The organism is Nocardia asteroides (assembly GCF_900637185.1).
In the GTDB taxonomy this organism is placed as follows: Bacteria; Actinomycetota; Actinomycetes; order Mycobacteriales; family Mycobacteriaceae; genus Nocardia; species Nocardia asteroides.
Window position 1 is genome coordinate 1,915,598 of the sequence record NZ_LR134352.1, and the last position, 19,662, is coordinate 1,935,259.

General features: G+C 70.8%; 20 protein-coding genes. 12 read left to right on the forward strand and 8 right to left on the reverse strand.

Annotation, left to right across the window (positions count from 1 at the left end):
- Positions 1 to 5: 5 nt before the first annotated feature.
- From EL493_RS08940 to EL493_RS08950, 3 genes are all read left to right on the forward strand, one after another.
- On the forward strand, positions 6 to 1,394 hold the full coding sequence (locus tag EL493_RS08940; RefSeq protein ID WP_019045268.1) for a thymidine phosphorylase: 1,389 nt from the start codon (positions 6 to 8) through the stop codon (positions 1,392 to 1,394).
- 57 nt (positions 1,395 to 1,451) lie between these two features.
- On the forward strand, positions 1,452 to 1,925 hold the full coding sequence (locus tag EL493_RS08945; protein WP_019045269.1) for a hypothetical protein: 474 nt from the start codon (positions 1,452 to 1,454) through the stop codon (positions 1,923 to 1,925).
- Between the two features lie 127 nt (positions 1,926 to 2,052).
- Positions 2,053 to 3,150: an adenosine deaminase gene (locus EL493_RS08950; RefSeq protein ID WP_030200358.1), complete on the forward strand. Its 1,098-nt coding sequence runs from the start codon at positions 2,053 to 2,055 to the stop codon at positions 3,148 to 3,150.
- A 50-nt stretch (positions 3,151 to 3,200) separates the two neighbouring features.
- Here the strand turns inward: EL493_RS08950 and EL493_RS08955 are convergent, their stop codons facing one another.
- From EL493_RS08955 to EL493_RS08975, 5 genes are read right to left on the reverse strand one after another with little or no spacing between them, the layout of a single operon-like run.
- The gene (locus EL493_RS08955) at positions 3,201 to 4,445 is read right to left on the reverse strand and encodes a hypothetical protein (RefSeq protein ID WP_019045271.1); all 1,245 of its coding nucleotides are present in this window, start codon (positions 4,443 to 4,445) and stop codon (positions 3,201 to 3,203) included.
- Positions 4,446 to 4,465: 20 nt separating this feature from the next.
- Positions 4,466 to 4,819 (reverse strand): YbaB/EbfC family nucleoid-associated protein, encoded by a 354-nt coding sequence (locus EL493_RS08960; protein WP_030200357.1) that lies wholly within the window; start codon positions 4,817 to 4,819, stop codon positions 4,466 to 4,468.
- The gene (locus tag EL493_RS08965; protein WP_019045273.1) at positions 4,816 to 5,169 is read right to left on the reverse strand and encodes a hypothetical protein; all 354 of its coding nucleotides are present in this window, start codon (positions 5,167 to 5,169) and stop codon (positions 4,816 to 4,818) included. The genes EL493_RS08960 and EL493_RS08965 overlap by 4 nt, the downstream gene beginning before the upstream one ends.
- On the reverse strand, positions 5,166 to 6,305 hold the full coding sequence (locus EL493_RS08970) for a C40 family peptidase (RefSeq protein ID WP_019045274.1): 1,140 nt from the start codon (positions 6,303 to 6,305) through the stop codon (positions 5,166 to 5,168). The genes EL493_RS08965 and EL493_RS08970 overlap by 4 nt, the downstream gene beginning before the upstream one ends.
- Positions 6,302 to 6,631 carry a hypothetical protein gene (locus EL493_RS08975; RefSeq protein ID WP_022567358.1) on the reverse strand — a complete coding sequence of 110 codons (330 nt, stop codon included), beginning with the start codon at positions 6,629 to 6,631 and terminating at the stop codon, positions 6,302 to 6,304. Before EL493_RS08975 ends, EL493_RS08970 begins: the two co-directional genes overlap by 4 nt.
- Positions 6,632 to 6,773: 142 nt before the next feature.
- On the opposite strand from EL493_RS08975, the gene upp reads away from it, so the two are divergent.
- Positions 6,774 to 7,397 (forward strand): uracil phosphoribosyltransferase, encoded by a 624-nt coding sequence (upp, locus tag EL493_RS08980; RefSeq protein WP_019045276.1) that lies wholly within the window; start codon positions 6,774 to 6,776, stop codon positions 7,395 to 7,397.
- 40 nt (positions 7,398 to 7,437) lie between these two features.
- A complete protein-coding gene (locus tag EL493_RS08985) occupies positions 7,438 to 7,854 on the forward strand; it encodes a DUF4913 domain-containing protein (protein WP_022567359.1) in 417 nt (138 codons plus the stop codon).
- A gap of 48 nt (positions 7,855 to 7,902) precedes the next feature.
- On the opposite strand, the gene EL493_RS08990 is transcribed toward EL493_RS08985, so the two are convergent.
- Together EL493_RS08990 and EL493_RS08995 are read right to left on the reverse strand one after the other, a co-directional pair.
- Positions 7,903 to 9,411 (reverse strand): phospho-sugar mutase, encoded by a 1,509-nt coding sequence (locus EL493_RS08990; protein WP_019045278.1) that lies wholly within the window; start codon positions 9,409 to 9,411, stop codon positions 7,903 to 7,905.
- Positions 9,412 to 10,191, reverse strand: a complete 780-nt coding sequence (locus tag EL493_RS08995; protein ID WP_022567360.1) for a purine-nucleoside phosphorylase — start codon at positions 10,189 to 10,191, stop codon at positions 9,412 to 9,414.
- Positions 10,192 to 10,305: 114 nt separating this feature from the next.
- On the opposite strand from EL493_RS08995, the gene EL493_RS09000 reads away from it, so the two are divergent.
- From EL493_RS09000 to EL493_RS09010, 3 genes are all read left to right on the forward strand, one after another.
- Positions 10,306 to 11,007 carry an enoyl-CoA hydratase-related protein gene (locus EL493_RS09000; protein WP_019045280.1) on the forward strand — a complete coding sequence of 234 codons (702 nt, stop codon included), beginning with the start codon at positions 10,306 to 10,308 and terminating at the stop codon, positions 11,005 to 11,007.
- Between the two features lie 48 nt (positions 11,008 to 11,055).
- The gene (locus EL493_RS09005; protein WP_019045281.1) at positions 11,056 to 12,258 is read left to right on the forward strand and encodes a M20 family metallopeptidase; all 1,203 of its coding nucleotides are present in this window, start codon (positions 11,056 to 11,058) and stop codon (positions 12,256 to 12,258) included.
- Positions 12,259 to 12,383: 125 nt separating this feature from the next.
- On the forward strand, positions 12,384 to 13,547 hold the full coding sequence (locus EL493_RS09010) for a M20 family metallopeptidase (RefSeq protein WP_030200339.1): 1,164 nt from the start codon (positions 12,384 to 12,386) through the stop codon (positions 13,545 to 13,547).
- Between the two features lie 121 nt (positions 13,548 to 13,668).
- Here EL493_RS09010 and EL493_RS09015 read toward each other — a convergent pair whose 3' ends face one another.
- The gene (locus tag EL493_RS09015) at positions 13,669 to 14,130 is read right to left on the reverse strand and encodes a gamma-glutamylcyclotransferase (protein ID WP_022567362.1); all 462 of its coding nucleotides are present in this window, start codon (positions 14,128 to 14,130) and stop codon (positions 13,669 to 13,671) included.
- A gap of 209 nt (positions 14,131 to 14,339) precedes the next feature.
- On the opposite strand from EL493_RS09015, the gene EL493_RS09020 reads away from it, so the two are divergent.
- From EL493_RS09020 to EL493_RS09035, 4 genes are all read left to right on the forward strand, one after another.
- Complete coding sequence (locus EL493_RS09020) at positions 14,340 to 15,740, forward strand: NAD(P)H-quinone dehydrogenase (RefSeq protein ID WP_019045284.1); 1,401 nt, start codon at positions 14,340 to 14,342, stop codon at positions 15,738 to 15,740.
- Positions 15,741 to 16,006: 266 nt separating this feature from the next.
- Entirely contained in the window at positions 16,007 to 17,062 is a 1,056-nt protein-coding gene (locus EL493_RS09025) for a hypothetical protein (protein ID WP_198040785.1), read from the forward strand.
- Between the two features lie 71 nt (positions 17,063 to 17,133).
- Positions 17,134 to 18,384: a hypothetical protein gene (locus tag EL493_RS09030; RefSeq protein ID WP_019045286.1), complete on the forward strand. Its 1,251-nt coding sequence runs from the start codon at positions 17,134 to 17,136 to the stop codon at positions 18,382 to 18,384.
- Between the two features lie 93 nt (positions 18,385 to 18,477).
- Positions 18,478 to 19,659: an aminotransferase-like domain-containing protein gene (locus tag EL493_RS09035; RefSeq protein WP_019045287.1), complete on the forward strand. Its 1,182-nt coding sequence runs from the start codon at positions 18,478 to 18,480 to the stop codon at positions 19,657 to 19,659.
- Positions 19,660 to 19,662: the final 3 nt, after the last annotated feature.

Below are 19,662 nucleotides of genomic sequence, written 5' to 3' on the forward strand. Positions count from 1 at the left end.
GGCACATGGGTAACTCGTCGGGGACGAACGAACTCTCCACCCACCTGCCGCCGGCCGCCGACGGGAGTCCGTCCGCGCTGAAGTCCGGCTCGAAGTCGCGGAGCGGCGGTGACAGCCACAGCGCGGTATCGGTCATCAGGGTCAAGCGCGACGGCGGGGAACTGTCCGACGCGCAGATCGACTGGGTGGTGGACGCGTTCACCCGGGGGATCGTCGCCGACGAGCAGATGTCGGCGCTGGCCATGGCCATTCTGTGGCGGGGGATGACCCGGCGCGAGACCGCGCGCTGGACCGCGGCGATGATCGGCTCCGGTAGCCGGATGGACTTCACCGACCTGCCCCGCCCCACCGTCGACAAGCACTCCACCGGCGGCGTCGGGGACAAGATCACCCTTCCGCTCGCGCCGCTGGTCGCCGCCTGCGGTGCCGCGGTGCCGCAGCTGTCGGGCCGCGGGCTCGGTCACACCGGCGGCACGCTGGACAAACTCGAATCGATCCCGGGCTGGCAGGCCGACGTCACCGTGCCCCGGATGCGCGAGATCCTGGCCGACCCGGCCATCGGCGCGGTGGTGTGCGCGGCCGGCGCCGACCTGGCCCCGGCCGACAAGCGGCTCTACGCGCTGCGCGATGTCACCGGCACGGTCGAATCGATCCCGCTCATCGCCAGCTCGATCATGAGCAAGAAGATCGCCGAGGGCACCGCGGCGCTGGTCCTGGATGTGAAGGTCGGGTCGGGCGCCTTCCTCAAGACCCTCGACGGGGCGCGGGAACTGGCGACCGCGATGGTCGAACTCGGCCGCGACGCCGGGGTGCGCACGGTCGCGCTGCTCACCGCCATGGACACCCCGCTGGGCCGCACCGCGGGCAACGCGCTCGAGGTCGCCGAGTCGGTCGAGGTCCTGGCGGGCGGCGGCCCGGCCGACGTCATCGAACTGACCCTGACCCTGGCCCGCGAGATGGTCGCCCAGGCGGGGCTGGACGTGGACCCCGCCGACGCCCTGGCCGACGGCCGCGCCATGGACCACTGGCGCGCGATGATCCAGGCCCAGGGCGGTGACCCCGACGCCCCGCTGCCGACGGCCCGGCACACCGAAACCGTCCGCGCCGAAGCCACCGGCATCCTCACCCGGCTCGACGCCATGGACGTCGGCATGGCCGCCTGGCGGCTCGGCGCGGGCCGGGCCCGGCAGGGCGAACGGGTCCAGCCGGGCGCCGGCGTCGAGATGCACGCCAAACCGGGTGATTCGGTGACCGCGGGTCAACCGCTGTTCACCCTGCACACCGACACCCCGAATGCCTTCGCCGCCGCCGCGTCCGCCCTCACCGCCGCGGTCACCATCGAATCGACCTCCGAATACAAACCCGGCGAACTGTTCCTCGACCGGATCGGCTGAGTACGCCGTTTCCGGTTACCCTGCGAAAGATCCGTCGACAGTTCCGTGGGGGAGTTCATGGCCGAATGCAGTGCGCGCGATCGGCGGACGGCTGCCGTCGCTCAGGTACTCGCGGGCGTCAGTGGTCTGGTCGTCGTCGCGATCGTCGGACTCATGGTCTACGAGGCCGTCGTCCAGCTGACCGCGGAGCCGGATCCGGACAAAGTCGACTTCCGCGTGGTCACTGCCGCATTCCTGCTGATCATGGCCACGATTTCCGGGGTGATCGGCGGACTGCACCTCGTCGGTCTGGCCTTGCTGCGCGCGCGGAACCGGCGCGGGCGCGGCCTGGTGATCCTCGCCGCGCCGATGGGCATGGTGGCGGCCTTCCTGTTCAGCGGGGAGGCCCTGCTGGTCGGGCTGGCGCTGGTCGCGCTGTTCACCGCCACGCTGATCGCGGTCGCCCTGCCGGGGACGAAACGCTGGCTGCTCGCGAAGCCGCCGGTGCCCGAGCCCGCATGGCCCGCCGAGCCGCAACAGCCGGCCGCCTGAGCTGTTCGTGGCGGTGGGTGCACGGCGGGTGGCCCGCAATAGTCCGTCGACGGTCGGATAATCAACGAGACGGTTGCCACGGGGCGAGTTCGCTGCCGGGACCGGCGCGCACCGCTACCGTCTAAACATGACTGGACCGGCGCCCCTAGACCTCGCTTCGATCCGACGCGCACCGAAGGCATTGCTGCACGATCACCTCGACGGTGGTCTGCGGCCCGCGACGGTGCTGGAACTCGCCGCCGACTGCGGCTACGACGAACTACCCGCCCACGATGCCGAGACGCTGGGCGCGTGGTTCCGTGACGCCGCCGACAGCGGATCGCTGGAGCGGTACCTGGAAACCTTCGCCCACACGGTCGCGGTGATGCAGACCCCGGAGGGGCTGCGCCGCGTCGCCCGCGAATGCGCGATCGACCTCGCCGCCGACGGCGTGGTCTACGCCGAGGTGCGGTTCGCGCCCGAACAGCACCTGGAGAAGGGCCTGACCCTCGACGAGGTGGTCGAGCACACCATCGCCGGGTTCCGTGAGGGCGAGGCCGTCGCGGCCGAACAGGGCAACCCCATCCGGGTGACCTGCCTGCTCACCGCCATGCGGCACGCGGCCAGATCGCGCGAGATCGCGGAACTGACCGTGCGGTTCCGTGATCGCGGAGTCGGCGGATTCGACATCGCCGGCGCCGAGGCCGGCTTCCCGCCCACCCGCCACCTCGACGCCTTCGAATATCTGCGAGCCAACCACGCGCACTTCACGATTCACGCAGGCGAGGCCTTCGGCCTGCCCTCGATCCACGAGGCGCTGGCGTTCTGCGGCTGCGACCGGCTCGGCCACGGCGTGCGCATCACCGACGACATCACGGTGCCCGGCGACATCGAGGACGCCCAGCTCGGACTGGTCGCCAACTATGTGCGCGACATGCGGGTGCCGCTGGAACTGTGTCCCTCCTCGAACGTGCAGACCGGCGCGGTGCCCTCGCTCGACAAGCATCCCTTCGACCTGCTCGCCCGCCTGCGCTTCCGGGTCACGGTGAACACCGACAACCGGCTGATGAGCGACACCAGCATGAGCGAGGAGATGCTCAAGCTGGTCGATACCTTCGGCTACGGCTGGAGCGACCTGGAACGCTTCACGATCAACGCCATGAAATCGGCGTTCATCCCGTTCCCCGATCGTCTGCGCATCATCGACGAGGTGATCAAGCCGGGTTACGCGGTACTGCTGGGTTGAGACGCGAACAGGGGCGGCGCCGGATCGGCACCGCCCCTGTTCGGTTCGCGTTATTCCTGGGTGAGCCGCGCCTCGAAGGCGCGCTGCAGCTCGCGGAACTGCTGGGCCTCCGCAGTGAACGGCGGGTTGGGCGCCATCCGGTTCGGGTCCGGGTTAAGCAGATAGGAGACGTACCAGCCGAGCGGATTCGACGGCGCCAGTGCCTGTTCCACGCTGTCGTCGTCGGCGTAGTCGGCCGCGTCGCTGAACAGTTCGACGGCCAGGTCGAGCTGTTCGATGTCGATCGCCTCCGGGCCCTCGGCCAGATCGTCGACCAGGCCGGTGAGCACGTAGACGTTCTCGTCGGTCACCTCGACCTCGAGCGAACCGTCCACCGCGGCGGTCTGCACCTCGGCGAAGGTGGAGACGCGGGCCAGCTCGTGCTCGTGATCGTCGGCCAGGTAGCGGGCCAGCGCGCGCTCGGAACCGAACACGGTGATGGTGCGGCCGTTGCCGAGGAAGATCGGCTCGTCGTCGAGGTAGCAGCGCAGCGTGTAGTGCTCGCCGTCGGAGGTGACGATCTTGACCGGGTCGATGCCGACCTCGTGCCAGAACGACTCGTCCTCGTCTTCTTCCTCGTCCTCGGCGTCGAGATCGACGGCCTCGAACTCCTCGTCCTCGTCCGCGGCGTCGTCGGCGTCGACCTCGTTCTCCTCGGCGGCCAGCAGCTCGGCCTCGGCGACGGCGACCGCGGCCGCGTCCACCTCGGGCGTGCTGACCACGCTGTCGATCGCGTCGAGCACGTCGTCCCAGCCCTTGACGATGGCCGCGCCGACCTGATCCCACAGCTCCTCGCCGTCGCGGCCGACGAAGGTGTTCGCCCCGCTGGCCAGCGCGCCGAGGATCGGGTTGTTCCCGAAGAACTTGGTCACGACGTCGAGCTCGCACACCTCGCCGATGTTGCGCACCATCGCCAGGGTGTCCTCGAGCTCGCCGACGACGTCCACGTCCGGATCGCCCGCGGCCAGTTCGGGCACCGCGACCAGATCGAAGGTGAAGTTCTCCTCCGGCTCCAGCTCGGCGGCCGAGAGCCCGGCGATGATCTGCCAGGCCGGGTGGTCGACGAGATCGTTGTCGGAGTTGGTGCGGATGAACGCTGCCAGCTCCGCGACGGACTCGAATCCGTAGAGGTCGTCCTCGTGACCGAGGAACGCCTCCCACTCGTCGTCACCGTCGCGCCAGCGCGGTGCCCACAGGGTGACGAGATCGCCATCGGTCAGACCGAGCTCGATCGGGACGATGTCTCCAGAAGCCATGACGCGAAGCCTATCGAGCTTCAGCGCCGGGCACTATCCGGCCCGGGTGCTAATTGCTCCGGGGACCCCGGTGCCGACCCGGTGAGCGATTCGTTCAGTGTCGCAATGATGTTGGAACGTGCCGCGCCCGCGGTCTCGGTGGCCTGTTTGCAGGCGGTCAGGATCAGCTGGGCGGCCTCGGTGGGCGCCAGCGCGGTGATGCCCTCGTCCAGCGACAGCGCGACCAGGGCGCCGTCGCTGTTCACCTCGGCGGTGACCAGGCCGTCCTCGGTGGTGAAACGTCCGTTGACCTGCTTCAACCCGTACAGCGCCGCCTCCAGCGCCTCGAGCTTGCCGGTGACCCCGGCGACCAGGGCGTCCATTTCCGCGCTCACAGTGGCCTCATCCAACTCGTCTGGCCGGTGTCGGCGTCGTCGATCCGGTCGAGCTCGTCGACCGCCTGACGCCGGGTCGGCAGGTTCATCTTGTCGAGCAGCTGATCGGGGATATTGGCCTGCTCGCTGTAGATCTCGCGCAGGCGGGCCGCGGCGGCGATGGTCGAGCGCCTGGTCAGGCGCAGGATCTCATCGGCGAGCGCCTGCGCGCCGTACTGGTATTCGCTGCGTTCGAACTTGATCGCGATCGGCAGGCCCATGCTGGTCGCGCGGACCGAGATGGTGCCGGACCGGTTGGTGCTGACCGCGGACTCCACATTGGGAACCTCGGGGATCGGCGTGCCGGTCATGCGGTAGGCCTGTAGAAGCCGTAGAACTCCATGCCACTGTTCTCCGTTCGGATGGAACTGATCGAGACCGGATCGCCCGCCTCGACGAGCTGCCCGTTGCCGACGACCATGGCGACGTGGCCGTCCCACACCGCCAGATCGCCCGGCTTCAGGTCACCGGGGGACACCTGGGGGTGTCCGATGTGCTGTTCCTGCGCGAGCCGGGGCAGCTCGACCCCGGCCTCACGGTAGGCGTACTGGGTGAGACCACTGCAGTCGATGCCGGAGCCGGGGGAGTTGCCGCCCCACACGTACGGGGTGCCGACCGCGCTGATCGCCGACCGGACCGCCGTGGCCGCTTCCTCGTTGGGCGCCTCGACGGTGCTGCCGTCGGGCAGGGTGATCTTGACGCCGGTGCCGTCCGACCCGGTGGACGACCCGGACGACGACCCCGTCGAGGTCTTGCTGCCGTTGTTGGTCGTACCCGTGGTGGTGGACTTGGAGCTGCTCGACGAGTTGCTCAGCGCGCTCGACAGCCCGGACGACACCGCGCTGAGCAGGGTGCCGCCGGTGCCCGACGCGGTGGACAGCAGGCTGGAGGCCGACGAGGCCAGGGTGCTGACGCCCGAGGTGGTGTTGGCCAGCGAGGTGCTCGACGGCGCCGGGGTGAGTTCCTGGATCGCCGCGGTCTGGGTGCCGAGCTCGTCCTGCACCCGGCTGACCACGCCGAGGCCCTGCCCGATGTGCTCGATCGCCGAACTCACCACGGCCGCGAGCCCGACCGGGGTGGCCAGGGTGGGGCTGAGTGCCGAGACGTCGGTGAGGAAGGAGTTGACGATGGTGTCGAGGTCCTTCTGCCCGGTCTCGACGTAGGCCGCGGCCTGGTCCAGGACCGTCGCCATCTCGTTGCCGGTGTCGGACAGCGTGGCCGAGGAGTTCTGCACACGCAGCGCCTTGGCGGTGGCGGCGTCGACCGCCATGCCGTCCCACGCGGTGTTGACGTTGTTGATGCCGGTGCGGCCCAGCTCGTAGATCTGGTCCAGGTTGAGCGAGGTGGAGCGCAGGCCGTCGGACGCGCCGTCGGTGCCGAGCACGCCGCTGCCGAAGCTGGACAGCAGGTCGAGCAGCGGCTGGGCCAGGCCACTGAGGTCGATCATGCCTGGGCTCCGAGGTCGTTCTCGGTCGACCGCAGCGGGGCCGCGATGGCCTCGTCGGTGTCGACGAGGGTGGTGGCCGCGCCCGCGGTGGCCACGCCCATGCTGGCCATGACCGCGGAGAGCTGGCCGATCGCGGCCACGTGGCCCGCGTGCGCCGCCGCGTAGGCGGTGACGAAATCGCCGCCGATGAGGCCCATGATCGGGCCGAGGAGGGTGGGGTCGGACGCTATCGATCCGGCGGCCGCCGTCGCCAGGTCGGTGGCCATGACCTCGGCGGTGGCGCTGTACGCCAGGATGCCTTCGGCATTCGCCGACATCTTCGTCATCGAACTTCCCCCAATCCTCGAGTTCCCGGGCAGAGTACGTCACTCACTTGCTTCGACGCATCGGGCCGCCGATCGGTTCCCCTCGACCGCGAATTTCCCCGGCGGCCGTACCCGGAGCGTGTGGCGACCCTATCGTTTTTTCATGCGCACCGACACCGTCGACCATCCGCTGGCGGCGACCCTGCTGAGCACGATGCGGGACGCCCGTACCGACAACGCCGCCTTCCGCACCGCATTACGCGACCTCACCGGCATTCTCATGTACGAGGCGCTGCGCGACGCGCCCGTCGTGCGGGAGCCGATCGACACGCCGGTCGCGGCGACCCAGGGCGTGCGCCTGGCCGCGCCGCCGCTGCTGGTTCCGGTGCTGCGCGCCGGGCTCGGCATGGTCTACGCCGCCGCCGATCTCGTCCCGCAGGCCAGGGTCGGCTTCGTCGGCATCGCCCGCGACGAGCAGACCCACCAGCCCGTGCCCTACCTGGAATCGCTGCCCGCCGACCTGACCGACCTGCCCGTCTTCGTGCTCGACCCGATGCTGGCCACCGGCGGCTCCATGCGCCACACCCTCGACCTGCTGGTGGCCCGTGGCGCCACCGACATCACCGCCGTGTGTGTGGTCGCCGCCCCCGAAGGCGTTGCCGCGCTGGCCGCCACGGGCTACCCCGTCCGCCTGGTGACCGCGGCCGTCGACGAGAAACTCAACGAGAACGCCTACATCGTCCCGGGTCTCGGCGACGCGGGCGACCGGCAGTTCGGCCCACGCTGAATCCGCCCGCCGACAGGCGGATCTGTGTCATCCTGCCGAGATGGGGAGTGTGGACAGCGGCGGGGACAGACCGACGTACACCGATGTGTCGGAATGGGTCGCCGGCTACTTCGTCCGGCTGGTCGGCGACGCCGTGGGATACCGGCCGGGCGAACAGGTGTACTGGTGCCGGGAATGGTGGCGCCATCCCGGCGCGGTGGTCCGGCTCGACGCCCTGTGGCGGGCATGGGAGGACCTGCGGCTCAGCGGGGGTGCCGGGATCAGCGTGTGGTTCCTCGATCACGCGGATCCGCATGTCCACGTTCTGCTCTCGGCGTCGGGACCGTTCGGGCTCTGTTCGATCGAGGGTGGTCATCGCGAGACGTCGCCGTTGCCGATCGCGGAGTTGCGGTCCGCCGACCGTGGGGTTTTCGATACGGGAGACGCCACCCGGTACGGGGCGCCGCCTCCGCGCTGATCGCCGGCGATCAGCCGTCGACGTGGACGTGGGGGCCGCGCTGTGCGGTCAGCTGGTCGCCGTGGCGATCGAGCGGCACCAGGTGGCCAGTTCGCCGAGGCGGCCGGTGGCGGCTGCCCGCGCCCGGGGCAGCGCGTCGGTGTCGGGGGCCGGGGCGAACACCTCCAGGTAGCACTTGAGTTTCGGCTCGGTGCCCGACGGCCGGACGACGATGCGGAAATCGTCGGCGTCGAAGATCAGGGCATCGGTGCGCATCCGGCCGCGGACCTGGGCCTGGTCGGTGAATTTCACCGGTGTGCCCGCGATCTCGCTGGGCGGGTGAGCGCGCAGGGCGGCGGAGAGCGCGCCCGCGGCAGCTTGGTCGGGCAGGCGCAGGGAGACCTGGCCGCCCGCGTGCAGGCCGAATTCGACCGCGTAGGAGTCCAATTCGTCCTGAAGGGTGCGGCCACCCGCCTTCAGCAGGGCGACGAGATCGGCGGCCGAGACAGCGGCGGAGATGCCGTCCTTGTCGCGCACCGTGGCCGGGTCGACGCAGTGGCCGATGGCCTCCTCGTAGGCGTACACCAGGCCCTCGCCCGCCCTGGCCAGCCACTTGAAGCCGGTGAGGGTTTCGGCGTAGCGGGCCGAGCGCGCGGGCGCCAGCTTCGACAACAGCCGGGAGGAGACGATGGTGGTCGCCACCAGCGGATCCGCGGCGGCCGTGCGCAGGACGTAGTCGGCCAGCAGGACGCCGGTCTCGTCGCCGCGCAGCATCCGCCAGCCGTCGGGGCTGGGGACGCCGAGAGCGCAGCGGTCGGCATCGGGGTCGAGCGCGATCGCCAGGTCGGCGTCCACCCGGTCGGCCAGCGCCAGCAGCAGGTCGGCCGCGCCCGGCTCCTCGGGGTTGGGGAAGGCGACGGTGGGGAAGTCGGGGTCGGGCGCGAACTGCTCGGCGACCACGTGTACATCGGTGAATCCGGCCGCGGCCAGCGCGCGCACGGCGAGGTCGCCGCCGACGCCGTGCAGGGGCGTCAGCGCGATCCGCACCGCGGCCCGCTCGCCCGGCCCGCCCAGCAGACCGGGCAGTTCGGCGACCCGGGCGAGATAGCGGTCGACCAGGTCCGCGCCGGAGGGGGACACAGGTTCGCGCGCGACCGGTTCGGCGACCGCGTCGATGCACCGCTCGATCTCGGTGTCGGCGGGCGCGATGAGCTGGGAGCCGCCGTCGAGATAGACCTTGTAGCCGTTGTCGGCGGGCGGATTGTGCGAGGCGGTGATCTGCACACCGGCCACCGCGCCCAGCTGACGGACCGCGAACGCCACCACCGGCGTCGGGACCGGTTCGGGCAGCAGCGTCACCGGAAAGCCGGCCGCCGTGAAGATCTCGGCGGTGGCGGTCGCGAAATCCGCCGACCCGTGCCTGGCGTCGCGCCCGACCACCACGGCGCCACCGCCCAGGCAGCGTTCCCGCAGCCAGGCCGCGACACCCGCGCTCGCCCGCGACACCGTGGTCACATTCATCCCGTCGGGGCCGTCGCGCAGCGGCCCACGCAGACCCGCGGTCCCGAAGCGCAGCATCTACACGCGCTCCAGGATCCCGCGCAGCAGCTTGCCCAGCCGGGGCGCCGCGGCCTGGCCCTCGGCCAGCACCTCGGCGTGCGACAGATGCTGCCCGGTGACACCGGCCGCCAGATTGGTGACCAGCGAGATGCCGAGCACCCTGGCGCCGCGCGAGCGCGCCTCGATCGCCTCGAGCACCGTCGACATGCCGACCAGGTCGGCGCCGACGGTGGCCAGCATGCGGATCTCGGCGGGCGTCTCGTATTGCGGACCGGTGAGGCCCGCGTACACGCCCTCGGTCAGGCTGGGGTCGATCTCCCTGGCCAGGGTGCGCAGTTCGGGATCCCAGGCGTCGACCAGGTCGACGAACCGGGCACCTTCCAGCGGGGTGCGCGCGGTGAGATTGAGGTGGTCGGCGATGAGCACCGGCTCGCCCACCCGCAGCCCCGGCCGGATACCGCCCGCGGCGTTGGTGAGCAGCACGATCTCGGCGCCCGCCGCGACGGCCGCGGTCACCGGGTGCACCACCTGCTGCGGGGTGTAGCCCTCGTACAGGTGCTGGCGGCCCATCAGCAGCAGCACGTCGGTGTCGTTCACCGACACCGAGTGCACCATGCCGCCGTGGCCCTGCGCGCTGGGCATGCCGAAACCGGGTAACTCCGGCATGGCGATGGAGGCGTGCGGCGCGCCGATCTCGGCTGCTGCCTGCTGCCACCCCGATCCCAGCACCACGGCCACGCGATGACGCGGCACTCCCGTACGTTCGGCGATCGCCAGAGCGGCCTGTTCGGCAAGCATGCGGTGATTCTAGGCGGCGCGGGCGCCGACCGCCCCTCCGCGCGGCCCGGGGTGGCGCCGATGCCGCCTACCCGCCAGTAGGTGCCTGCCGAGCTGCGTTTTATGCTTCCCGTCATGCCGTATTTGGAGCGCTCCGGTGATGTGTTCGTCCTCTACCTCGGAAACGAGGGCGAGACCGACAACGAGAACCGTTTCTCGCCGGGCTGGATCGACGCCTTCCACGCCGCCCTCGACGAGGTCGAGGCGTCCGAGGGCGCTGCCGCGCTGGTCACCGTGGCGACCGGCAAGTACTACAGCAACGGCCTCGACACCGACTGGGTGTTCGGCAACCTGGACAAGATCCACGGCTACCTCGACCGCGTGCACAGCCTCTACACCCGGCTGCTGACCTTCCCGATGCCGACCGTCGCCGCGATCAACGGCCACGCCTTCGGCGCGGGCGCGATGCTGGCCACCTCGCACGACTTCCGGGTGATGCGTGGCGACCGCGGCTTCTGGTCGCTGCCCGAGGTGCACCTGGGCATGCCGTTCACCGTGGGCATGAACGGCCTGCTGAAGGGCAGGCTGAGCAACCAGGTGTGCGTGCGGGCCATGACCACCGGCCACCGCTTCGCCGCCGACGAGGCGATCGCCGCGGGCATCGTCGACGCCAAGGCCGACGCCGAGCAGGTGCTGGCCGCCGCGATCGAGCGCGCCGCCGCGCTGACCAGCCTGCGCAAGCCGATCACCCCCATCATCAAGACCGCGCTGCACGCCGAGACCCTCGCCGCGCTGGCCACTCCGGTCACCCCCGAGAACCTGCCGTTCGGCAACTGAGCCGCTCGCCGGTGCGCCGCTGACGTCCCCTGATGCGAGACTGGGGGTATGGCACCCGCGCGCACCGGCGAACTCTCGGCCACCGCATCCGATGCCGCGATCGCCGCGGCGGCGGATGAACTGATCGGGCTCTCGCACGCGATCCACGCCGAACCCGAACTCGCCTTCGCCGAGACGCGCAGCGTCGCGAAGATCCTGGCCTCGCTCGGCGCGCGCGGATTCGCCGTCACCACCGGAGTCGCCGGCCTGCCGACGGCGTTTCGCGCCGTCTACGGCAGCGGCCCGCTCACGGTCGGGATCTGCGCCGAATACGACGCGCTGCCCGAGATCGGCCACGCCTGCGGGCACAACATCATCGCCGCGTCCGCGGTCGGCGCCGCGATCGGGCTGGCCGAGGTGGCCGATCAGCTGGGGCTGACGGTCGTCGTGCTCGGCACGCCCGCCGAGGAGAGCGGCGGCGGCAAGGTGCTGATGCTCGAGGCGGGCGCCTTCGACGACATCGCGATGGCGATGATGGTCCACCCCGGCCCGGCCGACATCGTCGGCGCGCGCTCGCTGGCGCTGGCCGACCTGTCCGTCGTCTTCCACGGCCGCGAGGCGCACGCCAGCGCGGCGCCGGAGCTGGGCCGCAACGCGGGCGACGCGGTGACCGTCACCCAGGTTGCCGTCGGCTTGCTGCGTCAGCATCTGCGTCCTGGCCAGCAGCTGCACGGTATAGTCGCTGACGGTGGCGTAGCCCCCAACATCGTGCCCGGACGAGCGGAGTTGCTGTACTACCTCCGCGCGGCTGATTCCGCGTCACTCGACGACCTGATGCGACGAGCGAAGGCGTGTTTCGAGGCGGGCGCCCTGGCAACCGGCTGCACTCACGACATACGGACGCTCGCGCCCACCTATACCGAGCTCACTCCCGATCCGGTTCTCTCGGCCGTCTACCGCGCGCAGATCACCGGATTGGGCCGGGTGCCGATCGCACCCGAGCTCGAGGTGCTGCGTCCGCTCGGGAGCACCGACATGGGCAACGTCACCAACGTGATCCCCGGTATCCACCCGGTGATCGGCATCGACGCCGGTGGCGCGGTGACCCATCAGCCGGACTTCGCCGCCGCCGCGGTGAACGCCTCGGCCGATCGTGCGGTACTCGACGGCGCCCGCGCACTGGCGCGTACCGCTGTCGCGACGGCACGCGATGAAGTACACAGAGACAGGTTGTTGCAACGGCTGGTCGAACGACAGGAGGACATTCGGTGAGCATTTCCGGCTATTCGGGCACCGCGCGCGCAGGCGCCGAGGCGCTATCGGTGGGTGTGGATTCCCACTCGATGATGCGTGAGAACGCGGTGTGTCCGACCATGCCGGACACCGGACGAACCACGATGCCAGGACCGGAAATCGTCGACGCGTGGCTGGCCGAACACACCGCCGACCTCGTGCAATGGCGCAGGCACATCCACGCCAACCCCGAATTGTCGCGCGCGGAGTTCGCGACCACCGAGTTCGTGTCGGGCTGGCTCACCAAGGCGGGACTGAGCTGGGAGGTGCTGCCCGGCGGCACCGGCCTGATCTGCGACCTCGGCCCCACCGACACCCAGCGGATCGCGCTGCGGGCCGACATGGACGCCCTGCCGATGCAGGAGTTCACCGGCCTGAGCTTCGCCTCCACCGTGCCCGGCGTGTCGCACGCGTGCGGGCACGACGCGCACACCACCGTGCTGCTGGGCACCGCGCTGGCGCTGGCCGAGGCGCAGGACGCGCTGCCGGTCGGCGTGCGGCTGGTGTTCCAGCCCGCCGAGGAGGTGATGCCGGGCGGTGCGCTCGACGTCGTCGCCGCGGGTGCGATGCAGGGGGTGGACCGGATCTTCGCGCTGCACTGCGATCCGCGGCTAGAGGTGGGCAAGGTCGGGCTGCGGACCGGCGCGATCACCTCGGCGGCCGACACCGTCGAGCTGGTGCTCGACTCGCCCGGCGGGCACACCTCCCGGCCGCACCTGACCAGCGATCTGGTCTACGCGATCGGCACCGTGATCACCGGCCTGCCCGGTCTGCTGAGCCGCCGGGTCGACCCGCGTACCAGCACCGTGATGGTGTGGGGCGCGGTCAGCGCGGGCAAAGCGCCCAACGCGATCCCGCAGACCGGCATGCTCACCGGCACCGTCCGCACCGGCGACCACGCCACCTGGCTGCTGCTGGAGCCGCTGGTCCGCGAGATCGTCGACAGCCTGCTCGCCCCCACCGGCGTGCGCTACCAGCTCAACTACAAGCGCGGCGTGCCCCCGGTGGTCAACGACGCGACCTCGGCCCTGATGTTCGAGAACGCGATCCTGGCGATGGGTCCCGACGCCCTGGCCGACACCCCGCAGTCCGGCGGCGGCGAGGACTTCTCCTGGTACCTGGAGGAGGTCCCCGGCGCCATGGCCCGCCTCGGCGTCTGGTCCGGCACCGGCGACCAATTGGACCTGCACCAGCCCACGTTCGACATCGACGAACGAGCCCTGGCGGTAGGCGTGCGAACCCTCACGAACATCGTCCTCCAGGCCTGAGCAGCACGGAAGCACATGGGTAACTCACCGGGCACGGGCTGACTCCACCCCCTCCACGACCGCCGGCCGCCGACGAGAAGTCAGCGGCCGGCGAGTCCGGCCAGAATTCGCGGAGAGGCGGTCAAGCGCCGGGGCCTACGTTCTTGCTGTTGCGGGTGCGCAGGGCGTGGACGTAATCCTCAGGCGCCCCGGCCTTCTCGGCCGCGTCCGCGATGACTCCGATGTACCGCGCCGAGGGCAGCCCGCCCTCGTAGGCGTCGAGTACGTACAGCCACGCCAGCCGGGACTCGCCCTGGGTGCCGGTGACCCGGATCCTGATCTTCTTGTGGATGCCGAAGTCCGAGCCCTCCCAGCGGTCGAGGCGGTCCTCGTCCTCGGGGGAGACGTCGTAGAGGACGACGAACACCCGGGAACCCGGATCCTCGACGACCGTGGCCAACGGCCCTTCCCAGCCGATGTCGTCACCGGCGAAGGTCAGGCGCCAACCTTCCAGCCACCCGGTCCCGGACATGGGCGAATGCGGGCAGCGTTCCAGCATCTGCGTCGAGTCCATGTTGGACCCGTAAGCGGCATAGATCGGCACCTGAGGAACTGTAGCCAATAACAGCAGCGGAATTCCTGTCTCCCACCCAGATCGGCTCACGGTCACAGTCGTGGCGTGGTCCGACACGCGCGAACATGTTCACCGATCCGACCCGGGACCGTCACGGAAGACCTGAAAGGATGGGGGCACAGTACGGGCGAGTCCTCACAAGGGACGCGCCCGACCAGGCGAATACAGGGAGCGTGGCTGTGGCACGGATTGCGATCATCGGTGGCGGACCGGCGGGATACGAGGCGGCGCTGGTGGCCGCCCAGCACGGGGCCTCGGTGACCCTGGTCGATGCCGACGGCATCGGTGGCGCGTGCGTGCTGTGGGATTGCGTGCCGTCGAAGACCTTCATCGCCTCCACCGGGCTGCGCACCGACCTGCGCCGCGCCCGCGACCTGGGGATCACCCTCGACGCCAGTCAGGCGCAGGTGCATCTGCCCGAGGTGAACGGCCGCGTCAAGGCGCTGGCGCTGGCGCAGTCCTCCGACATCCGGGCGAAGCTGCAGGCCGCCGGGGTGCGGCTGCTGTCGGGCCGGGGTGAATTGGTCGGTCCCGCCGCCGGTTTGGCACACCGGGTGTCGGCGAGCCTGGACGACGGCAGCACCGAGGAGTTCGAGGCCGAGGTCGTGCTGATCGCGACCGGCGCCAGCCCGCGGGTGCTGCCCGGCGCCGAGCCCGACGGTGAGCGCGTCCTGAACTGGCGTCAGCTCTACGACCTGCAGGAACTGCCCGAGACGCTGGTGGTGGTCGGTTCCGGTGTGACCGGTGCCGAGTTCGTCTCCGCCTACACCGAGATGGGTGTGCGGGTGAAGCTGGTTTCCAGCCGCGACCGGGTGCTGCCGGGCGAGGACGCCGACGCGGCGCTGGTGCTGGAGGAGGCGCTGGCCGAGCGCGGCGTCGAGCTGGTCAAGCACGCGCGCGCCGACGCGGTGGAGCGCACCGCCGACGGCATCGTGGTGAAGCTGTCCGACGGCCGCACCGTCACCGGCTCGCATGCCCTGATGACCGTCGGTTCCACCCCGAACACCCAGCACCTGGGCCTGGACAAGGTCGGTATCGAGCTCGATCGCGGCGGTTACCTTCGCGTCGACCGGGTTTCGCGCACCTCGGTGCCCGGCATCTACGCCGCGGGCGACTGCACCGGGCTGCTGCCGCTGGCCTCGGTGGCCGCGATGCAGGGCCGCATCGCGATGTATCACGCGCTGGGCGAGGGCGTGAGCCCGATCCGGCTCAAGACGGTGGCCTCGGCGGTGTTCACCCGCCCCGAGATCGCGACCGTGGGCGTCAGCCAGACCGCCATCGACAACGGCGAGGTGCCCGCGCGCACGGTGATGCTGCCGCTGAACACCAACCCGCGCGCGAAGATGTCGGGGCTGCGGCGTGGCTTCGTCAAGATCTTCTGCCGCCCGGCCACCGGTGTGGTGATCGGTGGGGTGGTGGTGGCGCCGATCGCCTCGGAGCTGATCCTGCCGATCGCGCTGGCGGTGCAGAACAACCTCACCGTCACCGATCTCGCGCAGACGTTCTCGGTGTACCCGTCGCTGACCGGTTCGGTCACCGAAGCCGGGCGTTTGCTGATGCGCCACGACGACCTGGACTGAGTGCGTGTGAGACGGATCACTGCCGATCCGGGTTTGAATTGTCTTGTTCGGCAACGATCGTCGTCGTTTCCCGATGGGTGTTTTGCCAGGCCGGACGGCGGTGTCGCGAAACCTACTGCTGCGTTGCCTGTCCCGCGCTCATGTGGTTGACTCACGGCCGAGGCGCGATCAATCTGTTATCGCGTGGTGGAGCAGTGGGGGATTCCCTCCGGGAAAGGGATTGGCGAAAAGTGAAGCATCGTAAGCCGAGTCGGGCGCAGCGAGCGATGGCCAGCACGTCGTTGCCCCTGGCCGCTGCGGCAGCCGTGGCGACTCTCCTCGCGGCGCCGGCCGGCGCGGTCCCCAGCGACCAGCCGACCACGCCCGCCACCCCGGCGCCTGCGCAGCCGGGCACCGAGCAGCCCTCGGGCGAGACGCCGGAGACCGGCACCCCCGAGCAGACGCAGCCGGAGACGCCGGAGAACGTGAAGCCGGGCGAGAACAAGTCCGGTGAGACCACCCCGGCCCAGCCGGGCGTCACCACGCCCGCGCCGGGTCAGCCGGGCCAGAGCACTCCGGTCAAGCCGACGCCGAGCCAGCCGGGTGTCACCACCCCGCGTGTGGCGCCGCTGCCGGTGCCCGGTCAGGGCAGCCAGGCGCAGCCCGCCGTGCACCCGGGGCAGCAGGGCACCACTCCGCGGCAGGAGACCACGCCGGGCCAGGAGGGCACCTCCCCCGGTCAGCAGGGCACCACGCCGGGTCAGCCGGGTCAGCAGTCGCAGGGCCAGCCCGCGCAGACCCAGCCGGCCGTGCCGTCCGAGCAGGGCGCGGGCACCGAGGAAGAGGGTTCCGACAAGCTCGTCGAGACCCCGACCTGGCAGGCGCCGCACTTCGACGACGCGCCCGCGGCGCCGGTCGTCGAGATGGAAGGCCCGCACCAGGAGATCGGTGTCTCGGTCGACGGCGGCGGCGTGCTGCCGGGTGTCGTGAACACCCACCACTACAACAACGCTTCCGGCTACGTCGGCACCGTCGGCTACCGCACGCCCACCGGCTACGGTGACGCGGGCGTCTCGGTCGAGTACATCGGCGAGAACTCGGTGAAGGTCACCACCTACAACGGTGGCGACGGCCGGGCCGACAACACCACCGTGACCGTGCTCGACACCACCCAGGCCAACCTGGCCAAGGCGGCGGTCGAGAACTGGATCAAGGCGCAGCCGGGCGGTACCGCCGCGCTCGAAGCGGCGGCGAAGGCTACACTGCCGGTGCCGGGGGAGCTGCTTCAGACGGTGAACGTCGCAGGTGTCACCACTCAGTGGGGTGGCTCGCTCCAGTACTGACACGCAGTACGTCGTGTGGGGCGGTCGGATGACGACCGCCCCACACGTGTGTCCTGGGGAAAGGATGGGATTTGGCCACCGACGGTGACGAGAACGAACGCGGCAGGCAGCGACCCGCCGCCGAATTCGGTCCTCCCGTAGGCGATTTCGGGCCGCCCGTCGACGACGCGGCCGCCGGTTTCGGTGCGCCGCTCGATGCGACGCCGCCGCCCGCCCCGCCGGGTTCGCTACCCGAGGTCGGCTGGCGGCCCGCCGGTCCGCCGTCGGCGGCGCCCGCGCCCAGTCCGTTCGGTGCGCCGGTCGCGGGTCAGCCGCCCGTCCCGCCACCGCCGGGTCCGCCCACCATGCCGCCGCGTCCGCCGGTGTCCGGCCGGTCCGCACCCACCTCGGTCTTCGGTGACGCCGTGACCACGCCGCCGCCCGCCGAGGATCAGACCGTCCGGTTCACCGGCGGTCAGCCGCCGCGCCGGGAGGGCTCGCCGTTCGGCGATTCGGTGCCGGTGAACTCCGGCAGCGAGCGCACCGAGGTGATCCGGCGCGGCAAGCCCGCACCGCGCGCCGAAGCCCCGGCCGACGTGCCCGCCCCGCCCGCCCCGCCGACCGTCCGGATGCCCGCGCCCGAGACCGTGCGCGCCTCGATCGGTGAGGAACCCGACGACAAGGCCTGGTGGAACAGCCCCGACGAGGGCGGCGCCGTGCCGAAGCCGCCCACCGACGAGAGCCTGTCCTGGGCCGACGACCCGATCGCCCGCAGGCTCGCGCCCAAGACTCCCGTCGCGCCCGCGGGCGCGCCGAAGGAGCCGGACAAGCGCCTGCCCTGGATCATCGGCGGCGTCGCGGCCGCGGTCCTGCTGGTGGTGGCGCTGGTGCTGACGATCGCGCTGGTCAAGCGCGGTGGCGGGGACGATCGGACGGCGACGGCGCCGCCGACGCCCTCGGTCGTGTCGGCCACCGACTGCAAGCCGGTGGCTGAGCAGGCGGTCACCGTCGGCAACGGCCCCGGTGACACCACCACCGGCGCCAGGGCGATCCTGGGCTTCCAGTACGCCTTCTACGTGCAGCGTTCCGGGGTGAAGGTGCGCGACTACGTGGCGCCGGACGCGGAGAACATCTCCCCGGCCGACATCATCCAGAAGGCGATCGACGACCAGATCCCGGTCGGCGCCACGCACTGCGTGAAGATGCGCGAGACCGCCACCGGCCGGTACGACGTCGAGCTGCGTCAGTGGCACCCGGACGGTTCGGCGATTGTCTACAAGCAGGAGATCGTCACCACCAACACCGATGGGAAGTGGCAGGTCAAGTCGATCACGGCACGATAAGGGTCTCATTATCTGAGACTGGAATTTCACATTCTGGCGGGACGTATGCAATCGTAGGATGATTGCTTCCCTTGGCGTCCCCCGGAGGTTCCCATGTCGCTGATCACGCCCGCCCTCGCGGGCAAGCTCGCCGGTCTGCAGAGCTCGGCGATCCGGGACCTGCTCAAGCTCACCGCGCGCGCCGAGGTGATCAGCCTCGCCGGCGGCCTGCCCGACGCGGCGCTCATGCCGCGCGAGCGGATCGCCGCCGCCTCGGCGACCGCGCTGGCGAGCTCCGGGGTGCTCCAGTACACCGAGTCGCCGGGGTGGCCCGCGCTGCGTGAGGTCGTCGCCGCCAGGGAGTCCGCGCGGATCGGCCGGACCGTGCCGGTGGACGAGGTGTTCGTCACGCACGGTTCGCAGCAGGCGCTGTCGTTGCTGGCCGAGGTGCTGCTCGATCCCGGTGCGCTGGTGATCGTGGAGGATCCCGCGTATGTCGGTGCGCTGCAAGTGTTCCGGGCCGCGGGCGCGCGAATCGTGGCCGTGCCGCTGGATCGCGACGGTCTGCGGCTGGACGTGCTGGAGGAGCTGCTGGCCGCCGGTGAGCGGCCTGCCGTCGTGCACACCGTGTCGAATTTTCACAACCCGGGCGGCGTGACGCTCGTGCCCGAACGGCGCAGGCGGCTCGCGGAACTGGCCGAGGCGTACGGGTTCTGGGTCATCGAGGACGACCCGTACGGCGAGCTCTGGTTCGATCAGCCCGCCCCGGCGCCCGTCGCGGCCTACTCCGCCCAGGTGATCCGGCTCTCCAGTGTCTCCAAGATCCTGGCCCCGGCCCTGCGGGTGGGCTGGATGGTCGCGCCCGACCGGGTCTGTCGCGCGGTCGAACTGCTCAAGCAGGGCGCCGATCTGTGCGGTTCCGCGCTCACCCACCAGATCGCCACCGAACTGCTCACCGACACGGACTGGCTTGCCGCCCATGTGGATTCGGTTCGCGCCGCCTACGGTGCCAGGGCCCGCGCCCTGGTCGGCGCCGTCCGCGCCACCTTCGGCGACCGCGTCCACTGCACCGACGCCACCGGCGGCATGTTCGTCTGGGCCGACTTCACCGACGGCACCGACACCACCACCCTGCTCCCCGCGGCCCTGGAAGCCGGCGTCGCCTACGTCCCCGGCGCCGCCTTCGCCGTCTCCGACGCCTACCGCAACTCCCTGCGCCTGTGCTTCACCACCTCCGACGAACCCACCCTCACCGAAGCCGTCACCCGCCTGGCAAGGGCGGCAGCCCTCGGCTGAGGT